Raw genomic sequence first — 22,450 nt, 5'->3', positions numbered from 1 at the left:
GCAGGCGCGGGCAATTACCGAAGGTGGGTCAATGGCAGCTCGGTGCTGGCCAGCACCTGGTTCAGCACGAAACTCGAACGCACGCTGGTGACGCCTTCGATGCGGGTCAGGCTGCCGAGCAGCAGTTTCTGGTAGTGGTCCATGTCGGGCACCACCACCTTCAACTGGTAGTCGGCATCCATACCGGTGACCAGGCTGCATTCCAATACCTGTGGCAGGTTGCGGATAGCGGCCTCGAAGGTCTCGAAGCGCTCCGGCGTGTGCCGGTCCATGCCGATCAGCACGTAGGCGGTCAGGCTCAGACCCAGCTTCTTGCGGTCGAGCAGGGCGACCTGGCGGGAGATGTAGCCGTCGTCCTCCAACTGCTTGACCCGACGCGAGCATGGCGAAGGCGACAAGCCGATGCGCTCGGCCAGTTCCTGGTTGGAAATGCGCGCATCGCGCTGCAATTCGGCGAGGATGCTCAGGTCATAGCGGTCGAGTTTGCTCATGGCATTTGCCTTTTCTGTTCGGATTGCGGCGAATTATCATTCCAGGGTGAAAAATTGCGCAAGTAATATTTATATGAGCAATCTTCGCAATCCGCTGCCGCCAGCTGTCCGGTATCTTTATCAACAGAATCACTGCCCGGACATCAGTCCACGGCGACGCGCCCTAGGCGGGCGGTCGCGGCCAGCCATCCAACCGGATCCGCAGGCCCCCGGGCTACACAGCTTCCAGAAGACGCTGTGAGGTGAGCCGGTGCCACAAGTGCCGAGCACGGACGACAATTCCTGAAGGGAGGCCCTGCGGCCTCCCTTTTTTCATGTCGGTAATTTTAATTGGCCGGCCTGAAGAGCACGGTAGACTGGCTGCCTGCTGCAGTTTACCTACCGAGAGGAATACCATGACGTCGCGCATCTGGCAGTTGGCAGGTGTTGGTTTGCTGGGGTTGGGCATCAGCCTTGGGGCGCTGGCCGAAGGGCCCGGCGACCCTGGGCCCGGTCGGCCGCTGAACGCCCGCGACGAAGTACGCCAGACCCAGCCGCCCCGTCAGGGCTACTACCAGGATATTCCCCGCCGCCATGGCGATGAGCATCGCTGGCAAGCCGGGGGGCCGGGGCCAAGGCCCGGTGGCGACTGGCAGGGGCGCCCGGACGGCCATGGCAATGGCTGGGGGCCGGGGCCGCAGTACCGCCCTGGGCACACGGTCGATCGTTTCCCTGACCGCTACTGGAAAGTGCCCTATCGCGGCCATGACTACTTTTACTCAGGCGGCTACTGGTACCGCCCGCATGGCGGCAATTACATCGTGGTAACCCCGCCTTACGGGGTGCGGGTCAATTACCTGCCGCCGTATGCACGGGAAGTGTGGGTGGGTGGGGCGTTGTTCTTCCTGGTTGCCGATACCTACTACCAGTACCTGGCAGACAGCCAGGAATATGTGGTTGTCAACCCGCCGGCAGTGGCGCCGCCACCCGCGCCGCCACCGCCGGTTGCGGGCGGCTATGACGTGGTGGCGTATCCGATGTATGGCCAAGGCCCGGAGCAGCAGGAGCAGGACCGTTACCAGTGCCACCGCTGGGCGGTCAGCCAGTCAGGCTTCGACCCGGCCACCGCGACCTACGCGCCGCCGCCGAATGTGCTCAGCAATTACCAACGCGCACTGGGGGCCTGCTTCAGCGGCCGAGGGTACAGCGTCAACTGACCCACGCGCAGGTTCAGACCGGGTCGGCATGCACCATCACATCCGCTTGCGGATAACGCTGACGGATCACCCGCGAGGCTTCCACGCACAGCTCATGGGCATCATGCAGCGGCAACTGCCCGGGCAAATCCAGGTGCAGTTGTACGAACCACTGGTTGCCCGACAGCCGCGTACGCAGGTCGTGCACGCCTTTGACCCCGGGAATGGCCAACACCAGCGCGGCCATTTCCTCGCCCACATCGCCGGGCAGCTCCTTGTCCATCAGGATGGCGATACTCTCGCGCGCGATCTGCAGCGCGCTCCACAGGATGTAGAGGGCAATGCCCAGGCCGAACAGCGCATCCAGCTGCGGCCAGCCGAAACGGGCCAGTAACAGCGCCAGCAGGATGCTGCTATTGAGCAGCAGGTCCGAACGGTAGTGCAGCGAGTCGGCGCGGATCGCCGTGGAGCCGGTCAGGCGGATGACCTTGTACTGGAAGGCCAACAGGGCGACTGTCAGCACCAGTGACAGCAGCATCACCGCGATACCGATGCTGGTATCACCCAAGGGTTGTGGCGTATGCAGGCGCTCGACCGCCTGCACGCCGATCAATACGGCACTGACGCCGATGAACAGCGCCTGCGCCATGCCGGCCAGGGCTTCGGCTTTGCCATGCCCGAAGCGGTGGTCGTCATCAGCCGGGCGCAGGGCGTAGTGCACGGCCAGCAGGTTGAGGAACGAGGCGACGGCGTCCAGTGCCGAGTCGGTGAGCCCGGCCAGCAGGCTGACCGAGCCGCTCAGCCACCAGGCCAGCGCTTTGCTCACTACCAGGATGCCGGCCACTGCCAGCGAGGCGCGGGTGGCCAGGCGCAACAGGCGCTGGTGTTCAGCCGGGGTGGTTATCATCCGTGGTCAGGTCCTTGTGGTTCAGGCTGCTGGCATCAGGCCAAGGCTGGCCAATTGCTCGACACTGCCGCGGTGCTGGATAAGCCGCGGGTCGTCAAGCGGCAGGCGCTGGCCCAGTTCGGTTTCAAGAATGGCCTGCAGCTTCAGGTTGTCGACCTTGCCATCCGGGCTGACCGCCTGTTGCAGTTTTGCCGGGTCGACCTGGGCGGTGTGGCCCCCTGGGTAGTAGATGGCGCCGGTGGCGAAGTCGATGCCGAAGGCGATCAGCCCGGGGATCACGTAGAAGAGGATGCCGATAGCGTCCATGGCGGCAACCACCGGGTCGATCTTGCCACCGATCTGGCCGCGACGGTCCGGGTAGAAAATGGTGCCGCAGGCGGTCAGTTGGGTCAGCAGGGTAACCACGAGTGCGCCACCGATGGCGCGGGTTGGGATGCGCATGACAATCTCCGAAAGGGTATTCAGCAGGGCAAGCGAAGCGCCTGCGCCTGATGCTAAGACCATGATAGGGCAGGCTGGGTTCGCCGTTATACTCGCCAGACTGTTCGAGGACCACCATGATTTCATTACCCATTGATGCGGCCTTGCCCGCTTTGCGCCAAGCCTTGCGAACCCGCGACGAAGCGGTGCTAGAGGCGCCCCCGGGGGCGGGCAAGACCACCCGTGTGCCACTCGCGTTGTTGCACGAGCCATGGCTGGCCGGGCAGACCATCCTCATGCTGGAACCCCGGCGCCTGGCCGCCCGCGCGGCGGCCGAGCGGCTGGCCAGTGAGCTGGGTGAGCAGGTTGGGCAAACCGTGGGCTACCGCATCCGCCTAGACAGCAAGGTGGGCCCCGGCACCCGTATCGAAGTGGTCACCGAAGGTATTCTTACCCGTCGCCTGCAAGCCGACCCGGCATTGGAAGGGGTGGGCTTGCTGATTTTCGACGAATACCACGAGCGCAGCCTGGATGCCGACCTGGCGCTGGCGCTGAGCCTCAACGGCCGTGAACTGCTGCGTGACGACCCGCCCCTGAAAATCTTGCTGATGTCTGCCACGTTGGAGGGCGAGCGCTTGTCACGCTTGCTGGATGACGCGCCGGTCGTGCGCAGCGAGGGCCGCGTGCACCCGGTGGATATCCGTTGGGGGCGGCCGTTCCAGCCGGGGGAATTCATCGAGCCCCGGGTCGTGGAAAGCGTGCTGCACGCGCTGGCCGACCAGGCGGGCAGCGTGCTGGTGTTTCTGCCGGGTCAGGCCGAGATCCGCCGGGTGCACCAGCATCTGCAAGAGGCCTTGGGCGAGCGCCCCGAGATCCTGCTGTGCCCGCTGCATGGCGAGCTGGACCTCAATGCCCAGCGGGCTGCCATCGACCCGCCGCCAGCAGGCCAGCGCAAGGTGGTGCTGGCCACCAACATCGCGGAAACCAGCCTGACCATCGAGGGCGTGCGGGTGGTGATCGACGCCGGCCTGGCCCGTGTGCCGCGTTTCGACCCAGGTAGTGGCATGACCCGCCTGGACACCCAGCGGATCTCCCGCGCCAGTGCCACCCAGCGCGCCGGCCGTGCTGGGCGCCTGGAGCCGGGCGTGTGCTACCGCCTGTGGTCCGAGGCCCAACATGACCAGCTTCCTGCCTACGGCACTGCCGAGATCCTGCAGGCGGACCTGGCCGGCCTGGCCCTGCAACTGGCCCGCTGGGGCGTCACCCCCGAGCAGTTGCGCTGGCTTGACCAACCCCCCGCGGCCGCCTTCGCTCAGGCCCTGGACCTGCTGGCGCGGCTGAACGCGTTCAAGCCAGGCCGCCGCGACAGCCTCAGCGAGCACGGCCAGGCCATGGCCGAGCTGCCGGCGCATCCACGTATTGCGCACTTGCTGCTGCGCGGCCAGGCGCTGGGCCTGGCACAGATGGCCTGCGATGTGGCGGCGCTGCTGGGCGAGCGGGATATACAGCGCGGCGGTGGCGCAGACCTGCACAGCCGGTTGGCGCTGGTCAGTGGCGAGAGCCAGGCGGTACGGGGCGGCCAGGGTGGCGTGCAGCGTGCCCGGCAACTGTCGCGTCAGTACCGTGGCCTGCTACGGGGCAAGGCCAGCGCGGCGGTCGCCGACCCGGGCCACCCACGCTGGCTGGGTGCACTGCTGGCACTGGCCTACCCCGACCGTGTTGCCCAGCAGCGCCGCGAAGGGGGAGCCGAGTACCGCCTGGCCAATGGCCGGGCGGCGCTGTTCGCCGAAGTCGATGCCCTGATGAAGTGCCCGTGGCTGGTAATCGCCGACCTGGGTAGCCGCCAGGGCCAGCGTGAAGAGCGTATCTACCTGGCCGCAGCGTTCGATTCCAGCCTGTTCGAGGATGTGCTGGCCGAGCAGGTGGAGCAGGTCGACATGCTCGATTGGGACGAACGTGAACAGGTATTGCGCGCCGAGCGCCAACTCAAGGTGGGCGAGCTGGTGCTCAGCCGTGAGCCGCTGCCAGGCCTGGATAACGACGCCAAAGCCCGCGCGCTGCTTGGGCTGGTCCGCCGCAAAGGCTTGAACCTGCTGACCTGGACGCCGGAACTGCGCCAGTGGCAGGCGCGGGTGGCACTGCTGCGCCACCTGGACCTGGCCGGGCAGGGCCACAGCGAGTGGCCCGACCTCAGTGACGCGGCCTTGCTCGCCAGCCTGGAAGACTGGTTGCAGCCGTATCTGGGCAAGGTCTCCCGGCTGAGCCATTTCGCGGCCCTGGACTTGCCATCGCTGCTGCGCAACCTATTGCCCTGGCCGCTGCCACAGCGCCTGGAGGAACAGGCCCCGGCACACCTTGCCGTGCCCTCTGGCTCGAACATTCGGCTGGATTACAGCGAGAATCCGCCGATCCTCGCCGTGCGCCTGCAAGAGTTGTTCGGCCTGGCCGACACCCCGCGCATTGCCAACGGCCGCCAGCAGGTCAAGCTGCACCTGCTGTCACCGGCACGGCGCCCGGTGCAGGTCACCCAGGACCTGGCCAATTTTTGGCGTACGACCTACGCCGAGGTGAAAAAAGACCTCAAAGGGCGCTATCCCAAGCACTACTGGCCAGATGACCCACTGGTGGCAGAGGCCACGGCCCGGGCGAAGCCGCGGGGCACCTGAAGGCGGCGCGGTGCCCCTGCGCGCTGGCAGGCGACCGGGAGGGCGCCCTCAGGCGCCGGCTTTTTCTTCCAGCAACATGAACAGCCGGTAGAGCACCACCGTGCTGAACAGCTGCAGGAAGCCGCTGAGGCTGTCCATGGCCAGCTCCATGGCCGGCGATGGCTCGGGGAACGCCATGAGCAGTAACCCGTCGATCAGCCAGATCGGTGCCAGCACCGCGACCACGCAAACCATGATGCGCATGAAATGCCCGGTGGTCATGCTGGCGCTGTCGCGCATCGCCTGCACCACCGGCCGGCCACGCAGTACCAGCAGGTACTCGGCGAACACCAGGTTGATCATGATCCACACGCCCGGGAAGACGAACAGGGCCAGGCCCGCCATGATCAGCAGCGAGCTGATCAGGATCAGCAGGGCCAGTTGCGGCCATAGCTGCAAGGCGCGGGCGAACAGGTCGCGCTTGGCGATGTCCTGGCCCTGGCTACGGGTGTCCAGGTACAGGATCAGGGCGGCGCTGTACAGCGGATAGCACAGCAGGCTGATCAGCATGCCGTAGGCGGGCGATGCCTGGTCGCCCAGTTGCCGGTACAGCAGTTGGGTGAGCAGGGCCTCCAGCACGACCAGCGGCAGGCACAGCTGGATGATGTTCGGCAGGTGGCGGCGGAAAAAGTACAGGGAGTCGCGCAGGACGCTCAGCGGATTCATCGGGCTATATCGCATGGCAGTAAAAACAGGTGCATCACTTTAGCCCAAAGCAGGCGTGGCGCTGTCACTTGCTGAAAAATGTTTCACCCTTGCAGCGATTGAATCGCGCGGCGCAACGCCCCATCTTTGAGGTTGTCCGTTGTCCCGCTACCCATGAGGTCGCCCCATGAACACTGAAGAACAAACCCTGATCGACGGCCTGTTCGGCCGTCTCAAGCAAGCCGAAGACCCCAGCCAGCCGCGCGACCCGCAGGCCCAGGCCTGCATCGAGCAGCACCTGCGCCAGCAGCCGGCGGCACCTTACTACATGGCCCAGGCGATCCTGGTGCAGGAAGCGGCGCTCAAGCGCCTCGACGAGCAGAACAAGCAACTGCAGGCCGAGCTGGAACAGGCCCGCGCCCAGGCGGCCCAGGGCGGCAACAGTGCGCCCAGCGCTGGCGGTGGCGGTTTCCTGTCCAGCATTTTTGGTACGGGCGGGCGCACTGCAGCGCCGCCGGTGCAGCCACAGCGGCCAGCGCCTGCGGCGGCATCGGCTGGCGGCTGGCGTGAGCCGGCGGCACCGGCTTACGCGCAACCGCCGGCACAGCAGCCTGGCGTGGGCGCTGCGCCGGCACGCAGTGGTGCCAGCAGCTTCCTCGGTGGGGCCATGCAGACCGCCGCCGGTGTGGCCGGTGGTGTATTGCTGGCGCAAGGCATCAGCAGCCTGTTCAACCACAACTCCCAGCCCGAAGAGGTGGTCGAGGTGATCAAGGAAGAGCCTGCGCCGGCCAGTGACAGTGGTGGCTGGAATGACCAGGGCGGGCAGCAGCAAGTGGCCGACAACGGTGGCTGGGGCAGCGACCAGGGTGGTTACGCCGACACCGACTACAGCAGCGATGACGGTGGGTTCTTCTCGGACGACGACTCCTACGTCTGACAGGTCTGGCATACTGCTGGCATTTCCGGGGCTGCTCAGCGGCCCCGGTATTCCAGGCCAGACAAGAGGTTCCCAGGTGAAAAAGATCGCGCTGTTCGCCGATGTGCAGAACCTCTACTACACCGTGCGCCAAGCCCATGGTTGCCATTTCAACTACACCGCCCTGTGGGCCGATGTCTGCCGCGAAGGGCAGATCGTCGAGGCCGTGGCGTATGCCATCGACCGCGGCGACAGCAAGCAACAACAGTTCCAGCAGATCTTGCGCAACCTTGGTTTCGACGTGCGCCTCAAACCCTTCATCCAGCGCAGCGACGGCTCGGCCAAGGGTGACTGGGACGTGGGCATTACCCTGGATGTGATCGATGCCGCCAGCCGGGTCGACCAAGTGGTGCTGGCCTCGGGTGACGGCGATTTCGACCTGCTGCTGGAGCGGGTGATCCAGCGCCACGGCACTGAGGCGGTGGTGTATGGTGTGCCCGGGCTGACGGCGCTGTCACTGATCCGTGCCGCCAGCCGCTATGTACCCATCGAGGGTAAGTTGTTGCTCAAGCACTGAGGTCATTCGTGGAACGTATCGCTGTCATCGACTTTGAAACCACCGGCATTTCCCCCGGTGCCGGCTGCCGCGCCACCGAAGTGGCGGTGGTCATGCTGGAAGGCGGGCGCATTGTCGAGCGCTACCAGAGCCTGATGAACGCCGGTGTGCCGGTACCCGCATTCGTCGCCGGGCTGACCGGCATCACCACGGCGATGCTGCGCAGTGCGCCGCCGGTCGACAAGGTCATGAACGAGGTGGCCGAGTTTGTGGGTGAAACCCCGCTATTGGCGCACAACGCCGCGTTCGACCAGAAGTTCTGGGACTACGAACTGGCGCGCATCGGCCGCAGCCGCAGCCAGTCATTTGCCTGTTCGCTGTTGTTGTCGCGGCGCCTGTTGCCGGCAGCGCCGAACCACAAGCTGGGCACCCTGACCCGCTGGGCGGGGCTGCCGGACACCGGTACTGCGCACCGGGCCATGGCCGATGCCGAAATGGCCGCCAACCTGATGCAGCACCTGGCCGGCGTGTTGCGAGAACAGCATGGTGTGCAGCAGCTCTCGCATGGCCTGCTGTGCCGGTTGCAGAAAACACCGGCAGCCAAGCTGCGCGAGGCGCTGGTCAAGTATGCTTGAGGCGTGTTCGGCGCTCGCTTCAAGCGGCGCCCGCTTCAAACCGAACGCACCGAAAGTGTGCCGCTCATTTCAAGCCATTCTGTAACTTCTGTTCGCTCAGGCAGGCCCCTAGACTGTTCACCCGTAAACGGATTTCGAGTGTTCCAATGCCTGCCTCCCGTCGCATTCCCTGGTTGCTCATCGGCGCCTTCCTGGCGCTGTACCTGGTCTGGGGCTCCACCTACCTGTTCATCCGCATTGGCGTCGAGAGCTGGCCACCGATGCTCATGGCCGGTGTGCGTTTCCTGATCGCGGGTAGCCTGCTGTACGGTTTTCTGCGCTGGCGCGGTGCGCCGGCACCCACGTGGCCGCAATGGCGGGCTGCCGGGGCAATCGGCTTTCTGCTGCTAAGTTGCGGTAACGGCGGGGTAACGGTGGCCGAACACGCCGGCGTGGCCTCGGGGGTGGCGGCCCTGGCGGTGGCGACGGTGCCGCTGTTCACGTTGCTGTTCGGCCTGCTGTTCGGGCACCGCAACTCGAAACTGGAGTGGGCAGGCATTGCCCTTGGGCTGTTGGGTATCGCCCTGTTGAACCTGGGGTCCAACCTGCAGGCGAGCCCGATTGGCGCAGCGTTGATCGTTTTTGCCGCGGCCTCGTGGGCATTCGGTTCGGTGTGGAGCAAAAGCCTGCCCCTGCCACAGGGCCCAATGGCCAGTGCCGCCGAAATGCTGGTGGGTGGCGCAGTGCTGTTGTTGGGCAGCCTGCTGTCGGGCGAGCGCATGACGCAGGTGCCAAGCGCTGCCGGCTGGGGCGCGTTGGCCTACCTGGTGTTCTTCGGCTCTATCCTGGCCTTCAGCGCCTACATGTACCTGCTCAAGCACGTGCGCCCGGCAGCTGCCACCAGCTACGCCTACGTCAACCCGGCCGTGGCGGTGCTGTTGGGGATCCTGTTTGCCGGTGAGCAGATCGGTGCCGAAGAGTGCGTGGCGATGGCGGTGATCATTGGCGCAGTGGTGCTGATCGGCCTGCCGCAGTGGCGCAAGCCTGCCAAACCCGTGTTGCCGTTGAAAGGCGAAATCTGCAAGTAGGCAGGGGCGATGCGGTAAACTTGCCGGCTTCGCTGAACCCCTGACGGTATTGCCATGAATTTCGCCCAACTCGGCCTGATCGAACCGCTGCTGCGCACCTTGCAGCAGCTGGCCTACACCACCCCAACCCCGGTGCAGGCCAAGGCCATTCCCGCCGTGCTGGCCGGCCGCGACCTGATGGCCGCGGCCCAGACCGGCACCGGAAAAACGGCAGGCTTTGCCCTGCCGGTACTGCAGCGCCTGGCCCTGGAAGGCGAGAAAGTGGCCAGCAACTCGATCCGTGCCCTGGTGCTGGTGCCGACCCGAGAGCTGGCCGAGCAGGTGCACAACAACGTGCGCGAGTACGCCGAGAACCTGCCGTTGAGCACCTATGCGGTGTACGGCGGGGTCAGCATCAACCCGCAGATGATGCGCCTGCGCCGTGGCGTCGACCTGCTGGTCGCCACCCCTGGCCGGCTGCTCGACCTGTTCCGGCAGAACGCGGTCAAGTTCAACCAGGTACAGACCCTGGTGCTGGACGAAGCCGACCGCATGCTCGACCTGGGCTTTGCCGAAGAGCTGCAATCGGTCTATGCCGCGTTGCCACGCAAGCGCCAGACTTTGCTGTTTTCCGCCACGTTCTCCGAGCAGATCCGCCTGCTGGCAGGGCTGGCCCTGAATGACCCGCTGAGTATCGAAGTCAGCCCACGCAATGCCACTGCCGCCAGCGTCAAGCAGTGGCTGGTACCTGTGGATAAAAAGCGCAAGGAAGACCTGTTCTGCCACCTGATGCGCAAGCAGCGCTGGAAGCAGGTGCTGGTGTTTGCCAAGACCCGCAATGGCGTCGACCAGTTGGTGGCGCGCTTGCTGGCCGAGGGTGTGAATGCCGATGGTATCCACGGTGACCGCCCGCAGGCGACCCGCCAGCGCGCGCTGGACAGCTTCAAGGCCCGGGAAATCCAGGTGTTGGTGGCCACCGACGTGGCTGCCCGTGGCCTGGATATCGACGATTTGCCGCTGGTGGTCAACCTGGACCTGCCCATCGTTGCCGAGGACTACGTGCACCGTATCGGCCGCACCGGGCGGGCGGGCAACAAGGGCGAGGCGATTTCGCTGGTGTGCGCCGATGAAGTGCAGCTGCTGGCGGCGATTGAGGTGCTGACCCGCCAGACCCTGCCGCGTCATGAAGAACCGGACTTCATTCCGGATCACCGGGTGCCGATGACCGACACCAGTGGCCAGGTGATCAAGAAGCCGAAGAAGCCCAAAAAGCCGAAAGAGAACAGCGCCAAGCGTGGCTTGGGGCGCTGGATGGACAGCACCGAGGGGGGCAATGCCGAGCCTGCAGTGAAGGCTGTGCGCAAGGTACCAAGCTTCAATAGCGGGCCGCGCAAGCGCAAGCCGTAGCCTCGCGGCGCCCACAGTCGGGCGGTGTCAGCCCTGGGCTTTGAGCCATTGTGCAGCCGCCCGCCCGGCATGCTGCCCGCTGGCAAAGCATGCGGTGAGCAGGTAGCCCCCGGTCGGTGCCTCCCAGTCCAGCATCTCGCCGGCACAGAACACCCCCGGCATGCCTTTGAGCATCAGCCCTGCATCCAGCCCCTCGAAACGCACACCGCCGGCGCTGCTGATCGCTTCATCCAGCGGTCGCGTGCGCACCAGGGTGATTGGCAGGGCCTTTATCGCCTGCGCCAACGCTTCAGGGCTGGCAAAGGTTGCAGGGGCGGTCAGCTCGCGCAGCAGTGCGGCTTTTACCCCATCGATACCCAGCTGGCTGTGCAGGTGCTTGGCCATGGAGCGCGAGCCCCGTGGCCTGGCCAGTGCCTGGGCAATCTTGTCCACAGGCTTGTCCGGCAACAGGTCAAGCAACAACACGCCCCGGCCATCGCGGTTGATGGCCTCACGCACCGGCGCCGACCAGGCGTACACCAGGCTGCCTTCCACACCTTGCGCGGTGAGGATGAACTCACCTTTGCGCGGTGCACTGCCAGGCACGCTGAGGGCGATGTTCTTCAGCGGCGCGCCGGCGAACTTGTCTTTCAACAGCGCGCTCCAGCCGGCCACCTCGAAACCGCAGTTGCTCGGTTGCAGGGGCGAGATATCCACAGCCCGTTCGGCCAGCAGCGCTTGCCAGCTGCCGTCGGAACCCAGGCGCGCCCAACTGCCGCCACCCAGCGCCAGCACCAGCACAGCGGCGTTGACGAGGCGCTCGCCCTGTGGATAAGCGATCCGCAAGGCCCCCTCGGCGTTCCAGCCGAGCCAGCGATGGCGGGTGTGGATAACTACCCCGCTGTCGCGCAGGCGCTTGAGCCAGGCGCGCAGTAACGGGGCGGCTTTCATGTCGGTGGGGAATACCCGGCCTGATGTGCCGACGAAGGTCTCGATGCCCAGGCCGTGAATCCACTGGCGCAAAGCCTCCGCGTCGAACTCGCCCAGCAGCGTGTCGATTTCACTTTGGCGTTCGGCATAACGGGCCACGAACGCGGGGTAAGGCTCGGAATGGGTGATGTTCATGCCGCCGACACCGGCCAGCAGGAACTTGCGGCCCACCGAAGGCATGGCATCGAACACCTCGACCGCCAAGCCTGCCTGGGCCAGGGCTTCAGCGGCCATCAGGCCGGCGGGGCCGCCACCGATGACGACAGCAAGGGGAGGCGATGCGGGGTTGAAATCGGGCATGGTGGGCAGCAGGCTGTGGAAAAGAGGCGCATTCTAGCGCAGCGCTGCCCCCGGAAACACTGGTCAAAAAAAAACCAGTGTTCTACAGGCCTTGCTGGTCAAGGCCTGCAGCGGCTTTCCCGCAGGTTATCCACAAGCGGTTCCACAGTCATTGTGAACAACCGATGACACGCGCTGCGCTGTGGTGAAGGATGCCGTGGCGTTTGGCCAGGGCCACCCGGTCCTTGCTGTAGCCGCCGCCGATCACACCCATTACCGCAATATCGCGGCCCAGGCAGTGGCGCAGCACGGCCTCGTCGCGGGCGGCCACGCCGGCGTCCGTCAGTTGCAGGTAGCCCAGCGCGTCGTCCTTGTGCACATCGACGCCGGCGTCGTACAGCACCAGGTCGGGTTGATACAGCGGCAGCAGGTAGTTGAGGGTGTCGTCCACCACGTTCAGGTAGGCGGTGTCGCCCATGCCCCGCGGCAGGGGAATGTCCCAATCGCTGTTGGCCTTGCGTGCCGGGAAGTTCTGTTCGCAGTGCAGCGAGACCGTGATGGCCTCCGGGGTATCGTGCAGGATGCGTGCGGTGCCGTCGCCCTGGTGCACGTCGCAATCGAAGATCAGCACCCGCTGGACACGGCCGGCCTCCAGCAGGTAGCGGCTGATCACTGCCAGGTCATTGAAGATGCAGAAGCCGGCAGGGTGGTCGTAGTGGGCATGGTGGGTGCCACCGGCCAGGTGGCAGGCAACGCCATGCTGCAGCGCCAGTTCGGCCGTCAGCAGCGAGCCGCCCACGGCCCGTACGGTGCGCCGGGCCAAGGCTTCGCTCCAGGGCAGGCCGAGGCGACGCTGGTCTTCGCGGGACAGCTCGCCATTCATGTAGCGTGCGATGTAGTCGCGGTCGTGGGCCAGGGCGAGGATATCGTTGGGGCAGATGTCTGGGCGCAGCAAGGCCTGGTCGGTGGTCAGCCCACTGTCGACCAGGTGGTCGTGCAGCAGGCTGAATTTCTATTTATGCAGTGTTTCGTCCCCGCGTTGATTGCTAGGCGGGACCAGCCCCCGGTAGCCCTGACTTTTGTAACCTAGCCTTCGACCGTAGCCGAGAGTCGTCGCCGAATCGGGTAAAACGACCTTCGCCAAACACCCGTTGCGGGTGCTAAATCTATAGGTTGGTTCTGTATCGCCGACATCACCCGTAAACCGCTTGGCTTTCGAGCGGGGCGGTGACATCCGCTTGCTTTGCTCGGCGTTACGAACATAATCTGGCACCTTGCCATCAACGGGGCGTTACAAATGAAGCGAGTAGGTTTGGCCCTATCGGCTTTAGTAGCTTGTTCTACCGTGCTGGGAAAGGCTAACGAGGACGAAACGATTTCGGCCGTGATGCAAGATCATTACTTCTTGTCGCTTAACTGCATAACTTATCTGAAGGGTTTATCTCCTGTTGATCAGAGTAGATTATACGACGCTTCAATGATGACCCAAGTAAACGGGGCGTTAAGATTCATTGCGTCGCGGGACTCCGTGCTAGAAGATTTTCATAAGCAGTTTCGTGCGAAGGGTCTGAAGTTTAATACTGACTTGATTAAACTGAGGGGTGACAATTCCGTACATGTCCCGTCCATCGAAAGTTACTATGATGATGAATATAGCGACGAGAAAGCCAATACTGCTTTTGCGACTTGGCGAGAGGTAAAAAATCAAGCGGGACGGAAAGCGGAAGAGAAAGAACGAATAAATAAATTTTTCTACTGTCAGACAGCATTGGTTGCTGCTGGGTTAGGCCCCGGTGCAACATTCGGGGAGCGATTCCGAAGTTTTGCGAGCACAAGAACAAAGACAGCTAACATCGGGTACTTCTCGGTGACTGTTGATCGAGCACAATATGGCAGAACAGTTGGGACCAGTAACCGGTATGCCGAGCCTAAAGCTTGGGAGGGGTCTCGCTTTTTCATCCTTCACGCTTCATTCAAAAACTTAGACACTGAATCCAGGATGCCTGCCGAGGGGAGTTTAATCGTTAGCTATAATGGGAAGGAATATGACTTCGACTCGGTCGAGCCAATATCTGCTGAAGGCTATAATCTTTGGTTCCGCAAGGTTAATCCGTTGGTTACCGTCAAAACCAAAATCGTGTACCGGATACCTAACGAAATCGAGGGAGAGGTCTACTGGAAGCCCGGCCGAAACCCGGACGGCATAAGGCTTTGGGTGGGCCGCATTGAAGCCGATCATGGATAGGCGTCTATCGTGCTGGTAGATGGGACCTCGATTCGGCGGACCTTGAATTGGTTGTGGTCGGTCAGGGCATAACGATAGGGAGTATTGTTAATGTTGGATGAATTGATTTCGCAGATAAAGCAAGAGCGGTATGGTTTGGATCTGCATGGTATTTTTGATATCGAGTCTTTCGAAAACTTTGATATCGTCACCACTTGCTCTGCCAGTGGCCTTCTGGTTGACCGGATACTTTCTTTTAAAGCTGAAGATGATGCGATTGCTAACGTCTATTCAAAGCTGTCTGGCGACGGGTGCACAATACTTGTTAGCAGCAATGGCATAGCAAAGCCAGTGATTTTTCTAAAACAGAAAATGCACGAGCATACACAACTTAATAACTGCTTTCGGTTGGGCGTGCTTTTGCACGAGTTAGGACATGCAGACGATATGATTCGAGGTGTAAACTATAAGTCTGGGCAGGCGATTGATCTTGCAAAGGCAGAGGCACATGCGGAAGTGTTTTGCCTTCGTCGACTGAACTCTCTGAAAAATCCCTATGCTGAAATTGCGCGAAATATATTCGCTCGACGATTGGCGAAAATGAACGGAAAGAATCCCCTAAAAACGGCGATATATAATGAGGTTATAAGTCAAATGAGCAGAAAAAAGATCGCTCTATGGGCGAGTAAGTCTGTTGTCAGCGGCTGAGCTGCGCAGACTTCCATTGATGACATTCGGTTAATCTTGATCTTATCGCTAAGAAAGTACCTTGGAATTCTTCAGTGCTGCCTTCACTCACGCCGAATATCGTCCATTAGCCGGGGCAGGAATATCAGGCGGGGATGATTCAGATGTGAATCATGTGGAGGGCAGTAGCCAGCAAATCTGCTGTGTACTGGACCACACTGAATCAGTACTTAACGCTACAGCCCGGCCCACAGCGAGCCGCACAGTACGATTTCAGAATATCAAGGGCAGCAAAAAGCCGCCCGAAGGCGGCTACGTGCGAAGGCGTTCTATCGCTGAAGCGATGGCATCAGCGTTGGCATCTAAAGCCTGAAGGCAGGTCATGGTGTTTTCGTGGGCATTTACAGAGCCACGTTGCCTGATCCATGTACTTACTTCTTCGATGGCTGCCCTCAAGGCTGTCTGGTTTATATGCAGGCTCTCAAGGGCGTCCGCTATTGCCGCGTCTCGGTCTTCCATGTTGGTCCTCGATGTGGGTGCTGCACCGGATGGCGCTCGTTAGGTGCTGGCTTTCATTGCACGCTGTACGGTACTCAGGCTAACACCAAGGCTCTCTGCCGCCTTGCGGAACGATAGACCGCCAGTAACAGCGGCACAGATTGCTGCATCATCCACAGTCTTTGTGCGGCCCTTATATACGCCTTTCTGCTTGGCCTTGGCGATGCCTTCCCGCTGACGTTCTTTAATCATAGCCCGCTCGAACTGGGCTACGGCCCCCATCATCGACAGCATCAGATGCTGGGTCGGGTTGTCTTCGCCGGTAAATTCCAACTGCTCTTTGTTGAAGCGGATGTGGATACCACGCTTGGTCAGGTCTTCCACCAACTTGAGCAGGTCGGACAGGGAGCGTGCAAGGCGGTCGATGGAATGGACAACAATGCTATCCCCTTCACGGACGTACTCTAGCATCGCCTGTAGCTGGGGGCGGGCGGTAGTGGCGCCGCTCTCTTTGTCAGTGAACACCTTGTCCAGGGCGATGCCATCAAGCTGACGCTCTGTGTTCTGGTCAACCGAGCTGACGCGGATGTATCCGACCTTTGCCATTTCCCTGCCCTCTGTATTCATTTGATTCTAGATGCAGAGAGTATGGCTGTATTCAATGCCTAAAGCAAGCCTAATGAATACGGAATTCTAGGGTGTTTTGTATTCATCAACTTGTGACCGCTAGCGTTTACGCCAATGAATACAGGGCAGGGCAGTTCTGGCTATCTCGGCCCCCGCTGACTTTCCAGCAGACCCAAAGCCCGCACTAGGCGGGCTGATTAGATCGCCCCAAATCTGGGGGCATCGACAACGCGACAGGTCAGCAGCCCTAAGTTTTCAGGGCTGAAAGTATTTCCACATAAATCTTGCGGGAAATGCAGAAAAGTGGAACTTTGCTTAACGCCCTGTAGTGCAGATGCCCGGAATTACTGGGCTGTAGCCGTGTAGCGGCATCCAGACGGCTCGAAATGATGGCCAACTGGATTAGTTATGCCGTTAGTTTCCCATTAGTTATCTGGCGGCTGCTGGTTTGCCCGCTGGGAGCGTGAAGTTCCTGCGATGCAGGAGCCTTGCCCTCTGCCACCCCAAGTGGCTACCAAGCTCGCCCTGGACTGTATACACCTTGCCCTACCCCCAATGGGGGTAGCCTAACCCTACCTTTGCTTTCCAGTAGATCGAAGCAAATTTGCGTTCATCCTCAGGCACTGCTGAAAACTCAGCCTCACCCACCTTATGTGAGCTGGAAACTCAGCCCACGTGAGCATCGAATCATTTTTGAAGCGATCTCTACGCCACCTTCGGCAATGGTTCTGCTGCTACTGGTGGGAATTCGAGGTGTGCCGGGTAGCCTTTGAAGCCCCACTGGTCGTAGTAGCGGCCTCGATACATCCGCTTGAAGCGGGGCTGTGCCAAGTAGTCTCGACGGCCCTTTTCGATGGCGGCGTGCAGGCAATCAAGTAAGCCTGTGCGGGCAGCATCAAGCTGTTCAGCGGTACATAGACCAAGTGCAAGCAATGGCTGCCACACTAGTTCGGCATCTGCGTACAGAGCAGCGATGTAATTAGGCCATGTACCCAGCTTCTTGAACCGCTGTTCGTCAGGTACAAGCACCGTTGGCACCAGCGTGGCCACATCAAGCCGCTTGAGCAGGCGAGCACGAAGCAAGCCCTTGGGGATGTCTGCACCCGATAGTGCGTGGTAGCAGTGGGCGGTGATGCTCTCGATCAGCAAGCGGTGGTCAGCGTCTATAAGCTGCCGGCAGGGCTTGCCCCATGGCTGCTGCCAGTTCATATAGGTTAGCGGCTGCCATTCAAACCCCTTTTGCGGCAAAAAGGCTTTGTGGCCACCATCAAATGGACACTCGCTCTGTGCGATGTAGATGCCAAGCACCCGCACCAGACCAAGCATAAAGGTGCAGTTGTCCCGGTGACGCTGTGATGGCGATACCGCTGCCATCCGTTCAAGCTCATCTGCATATACGCACAGAGATGCACGGGTGTGCTTATCGGACGCAAACCTGGTGAACGAATCTTTGCCCCGCTGGTGGGCGTCCATAAGCTCTAGCTGCTCTAGCGGTAGTTGCTCAAGCTGGCCAAGTGTATAGCGGTCTTCCAGTTCCTGTACCGCTGTGCCCTTCTGCTGCCGGTTATAGATTTGCCGGGCCAAGGTGTGCAGTGTGTCCAACTTCAAAGCAGCGGATTGGGCCAGATACTCGATGAACTCTGTGCCCAGCAGGGCGCGTACCTTCTTTGCCACCTGCTGCTTAGTGTCGCCCACAGCTACTTGCCACTTCTTTTGCAGCTTGTGGGCGGGGATGCTCAGCCCCGCATCGGTAGATATCAACTTGTTACCGGCTGTCTGGTTAGGTCGGGATAGGCCGATGAACAGGTTTAGCGGGTGCAGTGCTCCCACTGAGCCATCTACGCCTATACGGGCTTGGATGTGGCAGCGGTGATACACAGACTTCTGTTCATCTGGGTTGAAGCCATAGCACTTGTAGTAGCGGTTATGGAACTGCTCAAGCTCGAATAGCGATGTGGTGGTGTGGCTCATCATGATGCAGACGGTGTTGGCCTTGATGCACTCTCTGATGATCCACTGCCCGAAACTGCCCTTACAGAACCGAGTGAACTGGTCTTCTATACGGGTCTGCCGCTTTGCAGACTTGTCGGCTTGTCTTGACTTGGCCTTTCTACAGCTATCTTTGCAGAAGCGCTTGGCCTTGTCCGCCTCCTCTCGGTGTCCTGTGTAGGGACTATTGCAGATGTAGCAGGTGTAACTGTAGTTACGGGTGTTGCTCTTCTTGGTGTTGCTCGTTGACATTCGTTCCGCCTTGGGAATCAAGCCGCATGGCAGCTTCTTCAATCAATTGCTCTACCACGCGGGTAGGGTTAATGGCGCCTGTGTGTTCCATCAAGCGAAGCAACTTCGCTTGGTGCTCAGGCCGGTATACTGAAATTCGCATATGGGTTTCTACTGGGATTGTGCATAGTCGATTGGGCTGAAGCCCTAGTGCCATGCGGGATTGAGCGATTAAGGCGGACAGGTTCTATACTACCTGCGGCCTTCACCGATGTTGCCGAGCGAGTCGGAAGGGGCGACTATTTCGCCCGCTTCGTCTCTTCGGTTGGCACAGAGTTAATGAAGCACTTCACCATCCAGCTCACGAACTTGCGTACGGGCATCTTGTGCTTGCGTGCCTGGCTGCACAGAACATCAAACTCGGCTGGGGTGAACGTTAGCCGCATCCCCTCGCCATGTACGTATTCGTCGTTCACACTGCCTTACCTTCTACTGTGGCCTCTGCCGGTGCGGCGTAGGCTTTGAGCAGGTCAGCCAAGGCCGTTGCTTCCTGATCTTGTTTAAGTGCCGCCGCTGCTTTGGCTGCTGCTTCTGCTGCCGCTGCATCTTCTGCACGCTTAACTTGGTCTACGCTGAACTTCACCTGACGTTTAGTTTCAGCAAGATTCATTTCAAAGCGAGACAGGTCATATTCTTGGCGAGCAGACTTTGCCACTTCAACAAGCTCAGCTTTGATGGTCTTCTCTGGCTTGCGTAGTACCGCAAACACATCTAGCGGCGGGTTGAATGCCAGCTTGACCAGCGTATACCCCTTCGCCATCTCTTCGAAAAGTTCCATGACGGCAGGCTCTAGAGGCTTGCTGCGTTGCCAGTGGATATGGGCCGCTTTGTCTTTGTAGTGCAGTGTCTCGCTGCCTCTGTTATAGCCATCTTGCTTGGCTGCAATTAGCTTCTGCAAGTCTTCATCAGAATGGGGGTAAAACTCTACAACGTTAACGCCGTATTGGTATTCAGTTATCATGATTGCTTCCGTTTCTTGTTAATCATATCTTTGAAAATTCTTGCCGAATACTTCGGCTTTTTGTTGTCTGCCGCTGTATCGCTCTGGGAAGGCTTTTTAGCGGCCTCTCGGGCTTGGGCAATATGTTGGGCTGCCTTGGCTGCTTTCGCTTCGTATACGCGCTTCCTATGGCTTTCTAGGTGGGTTAGCGACACTGCTGTACCAGCGGATAAGATGTAGTCTTCCAGGGCTGATAGGTAAGTTAGTTCATCCTGTGTAGCTTCCACGTAATCCGCTGTGGCTGACTGGGCAGTTGGTCGTTCTAAGAAGTAGCTAAGGATTGCCCCGTCTGACTTTCGCACCTCTAGGTACACTTTGTGGCTGGACATTATGCCGCTTCCTTCTGATTGGTTTTTTCTTCTTGCTCTTGAGTTATATAAAGTTGCTCAAGTTCTTGCTGTGTTTCTTTGTTCTTACTGCGCCAGCTGCGAGACTGGCAAGCTGATCCGCAGAAGCGGGTTAGTGGACTTCTTGAATAGTGTGTTCTTCCACAAACTTCGCACGTGCTGCGGCGTAGCGGTCTTTGCATATATTGTTACCTGCATGAGTTAAGGTTTTTCATTGGGCGAATTAAGCCCGTTACTCGATGATGAGTTTCGGGCTGATTGCGTTTTTGGTCTTTGGTGTTGCGTACTTGCGTGAGCAAGTATTGTGCCGCCCCTTGCGGGCAAGCGTATATATAGGTGGCCAGTCTCGCTGCTCCCACTGGCCTTGGGTATAACCATGATATCAAGGTGGAATTACGGATCTTGATATGCCGGTGCAACTATCCACGATCTTCAAATCATCAGTCATATGCCCCGGACTGACAACGGGGTAACCCCAGTAGGACCATTCCAAGTCTAACTGTGTATTGGCATTTAAGATGGAAACTAGCGGGAATACTTCGACGGGAAGTTAGCTGCATTACCAAACTTATGACACCGATTATACACTCTTTCTGGAGCTGTCAATAGATAATGCATGCATTTGTGAAAATAAAGTTCCGGTCGTTTCAGGGGTAAGTCAGCGATTGCGGAATCGTACCCCTGTTTGCTTAACTTTTAGCCTTGCGATTCGAGGTAGTCCGCAAGGTCGTCACCATCCATATAGGCGGACAAGTCCGTCCCTTCTATACGTTGCTGCCATTGCTCGGACGTAGTGATGGTCACGGTCTGAGGGAACTGAATTTGACCGGTACTATCTACGAACATAGTATCCTCGCCCCTCGGTTTAACCTTCCACATCCGGTACTTTCGAGCATAGCCGACATACTGGGCTGACTCAGCGGGGTGATCGTCGGCGCTTTCTTTGATTTCAAGCGTTCCATCGTTGCGGCAGATGATACGGTAACCATCCTGCTGCAGAAGATTGGAAATTGCGAAGGGATCAGAGTGCATAAACCGCCAGAATTCAGGCATGCCAACTACAGGGCTATCAGTGACAAGCGGCAGAGATGCCAATTCTTGCTCACGTAATTTCTTCTCGTTTACCAACTGCTGGTAATCCGCCACTGCACTTTCATCGTTTTCATCCAGTAGCACCAGTTTACGTAGTCGTGCTTGCTGTTTGCTTAACTGCTCTATCTGGCCTTCCAACTTGATCCGCTGGCGGGTGTTCTCAGGCAATTTAGTGCGTTGGTACGCCTTGAAAGCGTGGGGCTTGCGGGTAGCTTCATAGAACCACCCGATTACAGGCACCGGGATCGTCTTCTGGTTCGTGCACTTCTCTGTACTTTGCATCCGGCGATAGCAGCGAACAGCATCGGTCTGCTGTCTAGCGTTCTGGCGAAGAAGCACCATATTGGCGCCGCAGTCGCCACATTCCATCAACCCAGCCAAGGGGAACTTGCGGGCGACCGTAACTGGTTGATCGGCTAGGTCGTCCAGCATTCTTTGCACTTGGTAGAAAAGTTCTTCGGTGACGGCAGGGTCGAACACACCCTTAATGAGTTCACCCGGAACCCGCTTCTGCCCACCATCCACTTCGATGGTCGTGGTACGTTGCCAATAACCAATGGCCGCAGGGTTTCGCAAGGCGTGCTTCAAGCTCTGCCTATTGGCGAAATACTGGCTGTACTGGATAGCCAGAGCGCGTAGTGGAACACCGTTAGCGAAGGCTTGGAAAACCTGCTTGATGGCATCAGACGAACCGTCATCTTTCAACTTGCCTTCACTGGTAAGCCAGAACGGGTTACGGCGTTTGATCGGCTCATTCAGCTTCGCCTTCTCGGCCCGTCTTTTATACGAGCCGACGGCGAATTCGGACAGCCTAACGGCAAACTCGTGTGCGGTCTGTGCCTTGAGCGCCAGATAAAGCAGACCGTTTCCCTTCAGTGACTTCGCGTCATACCGCTGCCAATCATCCAAGGTCACAAATTCAATCCCAGCCTTCACGATGGTGCGAAGGTGGTTGAGAGTGTCCATCGGTTCGAGGCGGCTGAAGCGATCCATAGCTTCTACTAGTACCGCAGTGCCGGTAGGGAGTTGGCCGTCTTCAATTGCTGCCAGCAATTCGCCCAGTTCACCCGCGTCAATGTGCTTACCGCTGGACCCGCTTACACCCAGGTCCTCGTATTTTCGCTCATACAGGGTGTACTCGGGATGGTGAGCAAGCCAGTTGGCGATCAAGGCTTCTTGACGATGCAAGCTGCTGCCGTAGCTTTGACGTCCGCTTGAAAAGCGTGAATAGGGCACTGCGATGGGCATGATGGAAGGCTCTGAAACGGTTCACTGCATAGCTTACACTTCCGCAGGCGGAACTTGTCCATCGGGAAGCGGTGCTCGGCAGGGAACTCCGGGCTGTAGTCTTCGTGGTAGATCAGCGGCAACGGCATGGGGGAGGTCGCGGTCAGGGCCAGTGCTGATCTTGCCATGGCCGGGGCAGCTTTGCTGCCCAATCGCCGGCAAGCCGGCTCCCACAGGGACCGCATCAGGGCTGACAGGTGTTTGCCACAAGGTATGCAGCGCCTGTTAGAGCGAGCGCCGCCCGCGCGGCGCATCGC

19 protein-coding genes and 1 pseudogene are annotated in these 22,450 nt (G+C 60.0%); 9 read left to right on the top strand and 11 right to left on the bottom strand.

Annotated elements, in window-relative coordinates; translation table 11 throughout:
- Positions 1-14: 14 nt before the first annotated feature.
- The gene (locus EGJ22_RS17995; RefSeq protein ID WP_003249795.1) at positions 15-491 is read right to left on the bottom strand and encodes an Lrp/AsnC family transcriptional regulator; all 477 of its coding nucleotides are present in this window, start codon (positions 489-491) and stop codon (positions 15-17) included.
- Positions 492-886: 395 nt separating this feature from the next.
- Here EGJ22_RS17995 and EGJ22_RS17990 point away from each other — a divergent pair, with 395 nt between their 5' ends.
- A complete protein-coding gene (locus tag EGJ22_RS17990) occupies positions 887-1,687 on the top strand; it encodes a DUF6515 family protein (RefSeq protein WP_029887385.1) in 801 nt (266 codons plus the stop codon).
- A gap of 13 nt (positions 1,688-1,700) precedes the next feature.
- Here EGJ22_RS17990 and EGJ22_RS17985 read toward each other — a convergent pair whose 3' ends face one another.
- Both EGJ22_RS17985 and EGJ22_RS17980 read right to left on the bottom strand, forming a co-directional pair.
- Positions 1,701-2,573: a cation diffusion facilitator family transporter gene (locus tag EGJ22_RS17985; protein WP_009685411.1), complete on the bottom strand. Its 873-nt coding sequence runs from the start codon at positions 2,571-2,573 to the stop codon at positions 1,701-1,703.
- Positions 2,574-2,594: 21 nt separating this feature from the next.
- A complete protein-coding gene (locus EGJ22_RS17980) occupies positions 2,595-3,014 on the bottom strand; it encodes a hypothetical protein (RefSeq protein ID WP_029887386.1) in 420 nt (139 codons plus the stop codon).
- Positions 3,015-3,130: 116 nt separating this feature from the next.
- Between EGJ22_RS17980 and hrpB the strand changes: the two genes are divergently transcribed.
- Complete coding sequence (hrpB, locus tag EGJ22_RS17975; protein ID WP_029887387.1) at positions 3,131-5,659, top strand: ATP-dependent helicase HrpB; 2,529 nt, start codon at positions 3,131-3,133, stop codon at positions 5,657-5,659.
- Positions 5,660-5,707: 48 nt separating this feature from the next.
- Here hrpB and EGJ22_RS17970 read toward each other — a convergent pair whose 3' ends face one another.
- On the bottom strand, positions 5,708-6,364 hold the full coding sequence (locus tag EGJ22_RS17970) for a YciC family protein (protein ID WP_009685422.1): 657 nt from the start codon (positions 6,362-6,364) through the stop codon (positions 5,708-5,710).
- 166 nt (positions 6,365-6,530) lie between these two features.
- Here EGJ22_RS17970 and EGJ22_RS17965 point away from each other — a divergent pair, with 166 nt between their 5' ends.
- The 5 genes from EGJ22_RS17965 to EGJ22_RS17945 all read left to right on the top strand — a co-directional run bounded on the left by EGJ22_RS17965 (position 6,531) and on the right by EGJ22_RS17945 (position 10,903).
- Entirely contained in the window at positions 6,531-7,280 is a 750-nt protein-coding gene (locus tag EGJ22_RS17965; protein ID WP_029887388.1) for a DUF2076 domain-containing protein, read from the top strand.
- Positions 7,281-7,356: 76 nt separating this feature from the next.
- Positions 7,357-7,836: an NYN domain-containing protein gene (locus EGJ22_RS17960; protein ID WP_009681780.1), complete on the top strand. Its 480-nt coding sequence runs from the start codon at positions 7,357-7,359 to the stop codon at positions 7,834-7,836.
- A gap of 8 nt (positions 7,837-7,844) precedes the next feature.
- Positions 7,845-8,450, top strand: a complete 606-nt coding sequence (locus tag EGJ22_RS17955; protein ID WP_029887389.1) for a PolC-type DNA polymerase III — start codon at positions 7,845-7,847, stop codon at positions 8,448-8,450.
- Between the two features lie 146 nt (positions 8,451-8,596).
- The gene (yedA, locus tag EGJ22_RS17950) at positions 8,597-9,517 is read left to right on the top strand and encodes a drug/metabolite exporter YedA (RefSeq protein ID WP_029887390.1); all 921 of its coding nucleotides are present in this window, start codon (positions 8,597-8,599) and stop codon (positions 9,515-9,517) included.
- Between the two features lie 54 nt (positions 9,518-9,571).
- Positions 9,572-10,903 carry a DEAD/DEAH box helicase gene (locus tag EGJ22_RS17945; protein ID WP_064314560.1) on the top strand — a complete coding sequence of 444 codons (1,332 nt, stop codon included), beginning with the start codon at positions 9,572-9,574 and terminating at the stop codon, positions 10,901-10,903.
- A gap of 27 nt (positions 10,904-10,930) precedes the next feature.
- Here the strand turns inward: EGJ22_RS17945 and EGJ22_RS17940 are convergent, their stop codons facing one another.
- Both EGJ22_RS17940 and EGJ22_RS17935 read right to left on the bottom strand, forming a co-directional pair.
- Positions 10,931-12,172 carry a TIGR03862 family flavoprotein gene (locus EGJ22_RS17940; RefSeq protein WP_029887392.1) on the bottom strand — a complete coding sequence of 414 codons (1,242 nt, stop codon included), beginning with the start codon at positions 12,170-12,172 and terminating at the stop codon, positions 10,931-10,933.
- Between the two features lie 148 nt (positions 12,173-12,320).
- Positions 12,321-13,163: pseudogene (locus EGJ22_RS17935) on the bottom strand (histone deacetylase); the annotation flags it as partial.
- A gap of 285 nt (positions 13,164-13,448) precedes the next feature.
- On the opposite strand from EGJ22_RS17935, the gene EGJ22_RS17930 reads away from it, so the two are divergent.
- Positions 13,449-14,396: a DUF4352 domain-containing protein gene (locus EGJ22_RS17930; RefSeq protein ID WP_125920328.1), complete on the top strand. Its 948-nt coding sequence runs from the start codon at positions 13,449-13,451 to the stop codon at positions 14,394-14,396.
- A 90-nt stretch (positions 14,397-14,486) separates the two neighbouring features.
- The gene (locus tag EGJ22_RS17925) at positions 14,487-15,083 is read left to right on the top strand and encodes a hypothetical protein (RefSeq protein WP_125920327.1); all 597 of its coding nucleotides are present in this window, start codon (positions 14,487-14,489) and stop codon (positions 15,081-15,083) included.
- A gap of 537 nt (positions 15,084-15,620) precedes the next feature.
- Here the strand turns inward: EGJ22_RS17925 and EGJ22_RS17915 are convergent.
- The 5 genes from EGJ22_RS17915 to EGJ22_RS17895 form a co-directional block, all read right to left on the bottom strand.
- Complete coding sequence (locus EGJ22_RS17915; RefSeq protein WP_125920325.1) at positions 15,621-16,166, bottom strand: recombinase family protein; 546 nt, start codon at positions 16,164-16,166, stop codon at positions 15,621-15,623.
- Between the two features lie 726 nt (positions 16,167-16,892).
- Positions 16,893-18,428 carry a hypothetical protein gene (locus EGJ22_RS17910; RefSeq protein ID WP_256671871.1) on the bottom strand — a complete coding sequence of 512 codons (1,536 nt, stop codon included), beginning with the start codon at positions 18,426-18,428 and terminating at the stop codon, positions 16,893-16,895.
- Between the two features lie 451 nt (positions 18,429-18,879).
- Positions 18,880-19,428, bottom strand: a complete 549-nt coding sequence (locus EGJ22_RS17905) for a hypothetical protein (RefSeq protein WP_125920324.1) — start codon at positions 19,426-19,428, stop codon at positions 18,880-18,882.
- Positions 19,425-19,796, bottom strand: coding sequence for a hypothetical protein (locus tag EGJ22_RS17900; protein WP_125920323.1), 372 nt, complete (start codon positions 19,794-19,796; stop codon positions 19,425-19,427). The genes EGJ22_RS17905 and EGJ22_RS17900 overlap by 4 nt, the downstream gene beginning before the upstream one ends.
- A 714-nt stretch (positions 19,797-20,510) precedes the next feature.
- On the bottom strand, positions 20,511-22,154 hold the full coding sequence (locus EGJ22_RS17895) for a recombinase family protein (protein WP_125920322.1): 1,644 nt from the start codon (positions 22,152-22,154) through the stop codon (positions 20,511-20,513).
- Between the last annotated feature and the right edge of the window lie 296 nt (positions 22,155-22,450).

Origin of the sequence: Pseudomonas sp. p99-361 (genome assembly GCF_003935475.1) — a bacterium.
In the GTDB taxonomy this organism is placed as follows: Bacteria; Pseudomonadota; Gammaproteobacteria; order Pseudomonadales; family Pseudomonadaceae; genus Aquipseudomonas; species Aquipseudomonas juntendi.
This window is presented reverse-complemented; position numbering and strand designations above follow the sequence as displayed.

Coding starts and splice junctions, on each gene's coding strand:
- EGJ22_RS17895 (WP_125920322.1), bottom strand. CDS start 22,154: ATGCCCATCGCAGTGCCCTATTCACGCTTTTCAAGCGGACGTCAAAGC.
- hrpB (WP_029887387.1), top strand. CDS start 3,131: ATGATTTCATTACCCATTGATGCGGCCTTGCCCGCTTTGCGCCAAGCC.
- EGJ22_RS17900 (WP_125920323.1), bottom strand. CDS start 19,796: ATGTCCAGCCACAAAGTGTACCTAGAGGTGCGAAAGTCAGACGGGGCA.
- EGJ22_RS17970 (WP_009685422.1), bottom strand. CDS start 6,364: ATGAATCCGCTGAGCGTCCTGCGCGACTCCCTGTACTTTTTCCGCCGC.
- EGJ22_RS17990 (WP_029887385.1), top strand. CDS start 887: ATGACGTCGCGCATCTGGCAGTTGGCAGGTGTTGGTTTGCTGGGGTTG.
- EGJ22_RS17910 (WP_256671871.1), bottom strand. CDS start 18,428: ATGTCAACGAGCAACACCAAGAAGAGCAACACCCGTAACTACAGTTAC.
- EGJ22_RS17945 (WP_064314560.1), top strand. CDS start 9,572: ATGAATTTCGCCCAACTCGGCCTGATCGAACCGCTGCTGCGCACCTTG.
- EGJ22_RS17940 (WP_029887392.1), bottom strand. CDS start 12,172: ATGCCCGATTTCAACCCCGCATCGCCTCCCCTTGCTGTCGTCATCGGT.
- EGJ22_RS17915 (WP_125920325.1), bottom strand. CDS start 16,166: ATGGCAAAGGTCGGATACATCCGCGTCAGCTCGGTTGACCAGAACACA.
- EGJ22_RS17985 (WP_009685411.1), bottom strand. CDS start 2,573: ATGATAACCACCCCGGCTGAACACCAGCGCCTGTTGCGCCTGGCCACC.
- yedA (WP_029887390.1), top strand. CDS start 8,597: ATGCCTGCCTCCCGTCGCATTCCCTGGTTGCTCATCGGCGCCTTCCTG.
- EGJ22_RS17965 (WP_029887388.1), top strand. CDS start 6,531: ATGAACACTGAAGAACAAACCCTGATCGACGGCCTGTTCGGCCGTCTC.
- EGJ22_RS17930 (WP_125920328.1), top strand. CDS start 13,449: ATGAAGCGAGTAGGTTTGGCCCTATCGGCTTTAGTAGCTTGTTCTACC.
- EGJ22_RS17980 (WP_029887386.1), bottom strand. CDS start 3,014: ATGCGCATCCCAACCCGCGCCATCGGTGGCGCACTCGTGGTTACCCTG.
- EGJ22_RS17925 (WP_125920327.1), top strand. CDS start 14,487: ATGTTGGATGAATTGATTTCGCAGATAAAGCAAGAGCGGTATGGTTTG.
- EGJ22_RS17905 (WP_125920324.1), bottom strand. CDS start 19,428: ATGATAACTGAATACCAATACGGCGTTAACGTTGTAGAGTTTTACCCC.
- EGJ22_RS17995 (WP_003249795.1), bottom strand. CDS start 491: ATGAGCAAACTCGACCGCTATGACCTGAGCATCCTCGCCGAATTGCAG.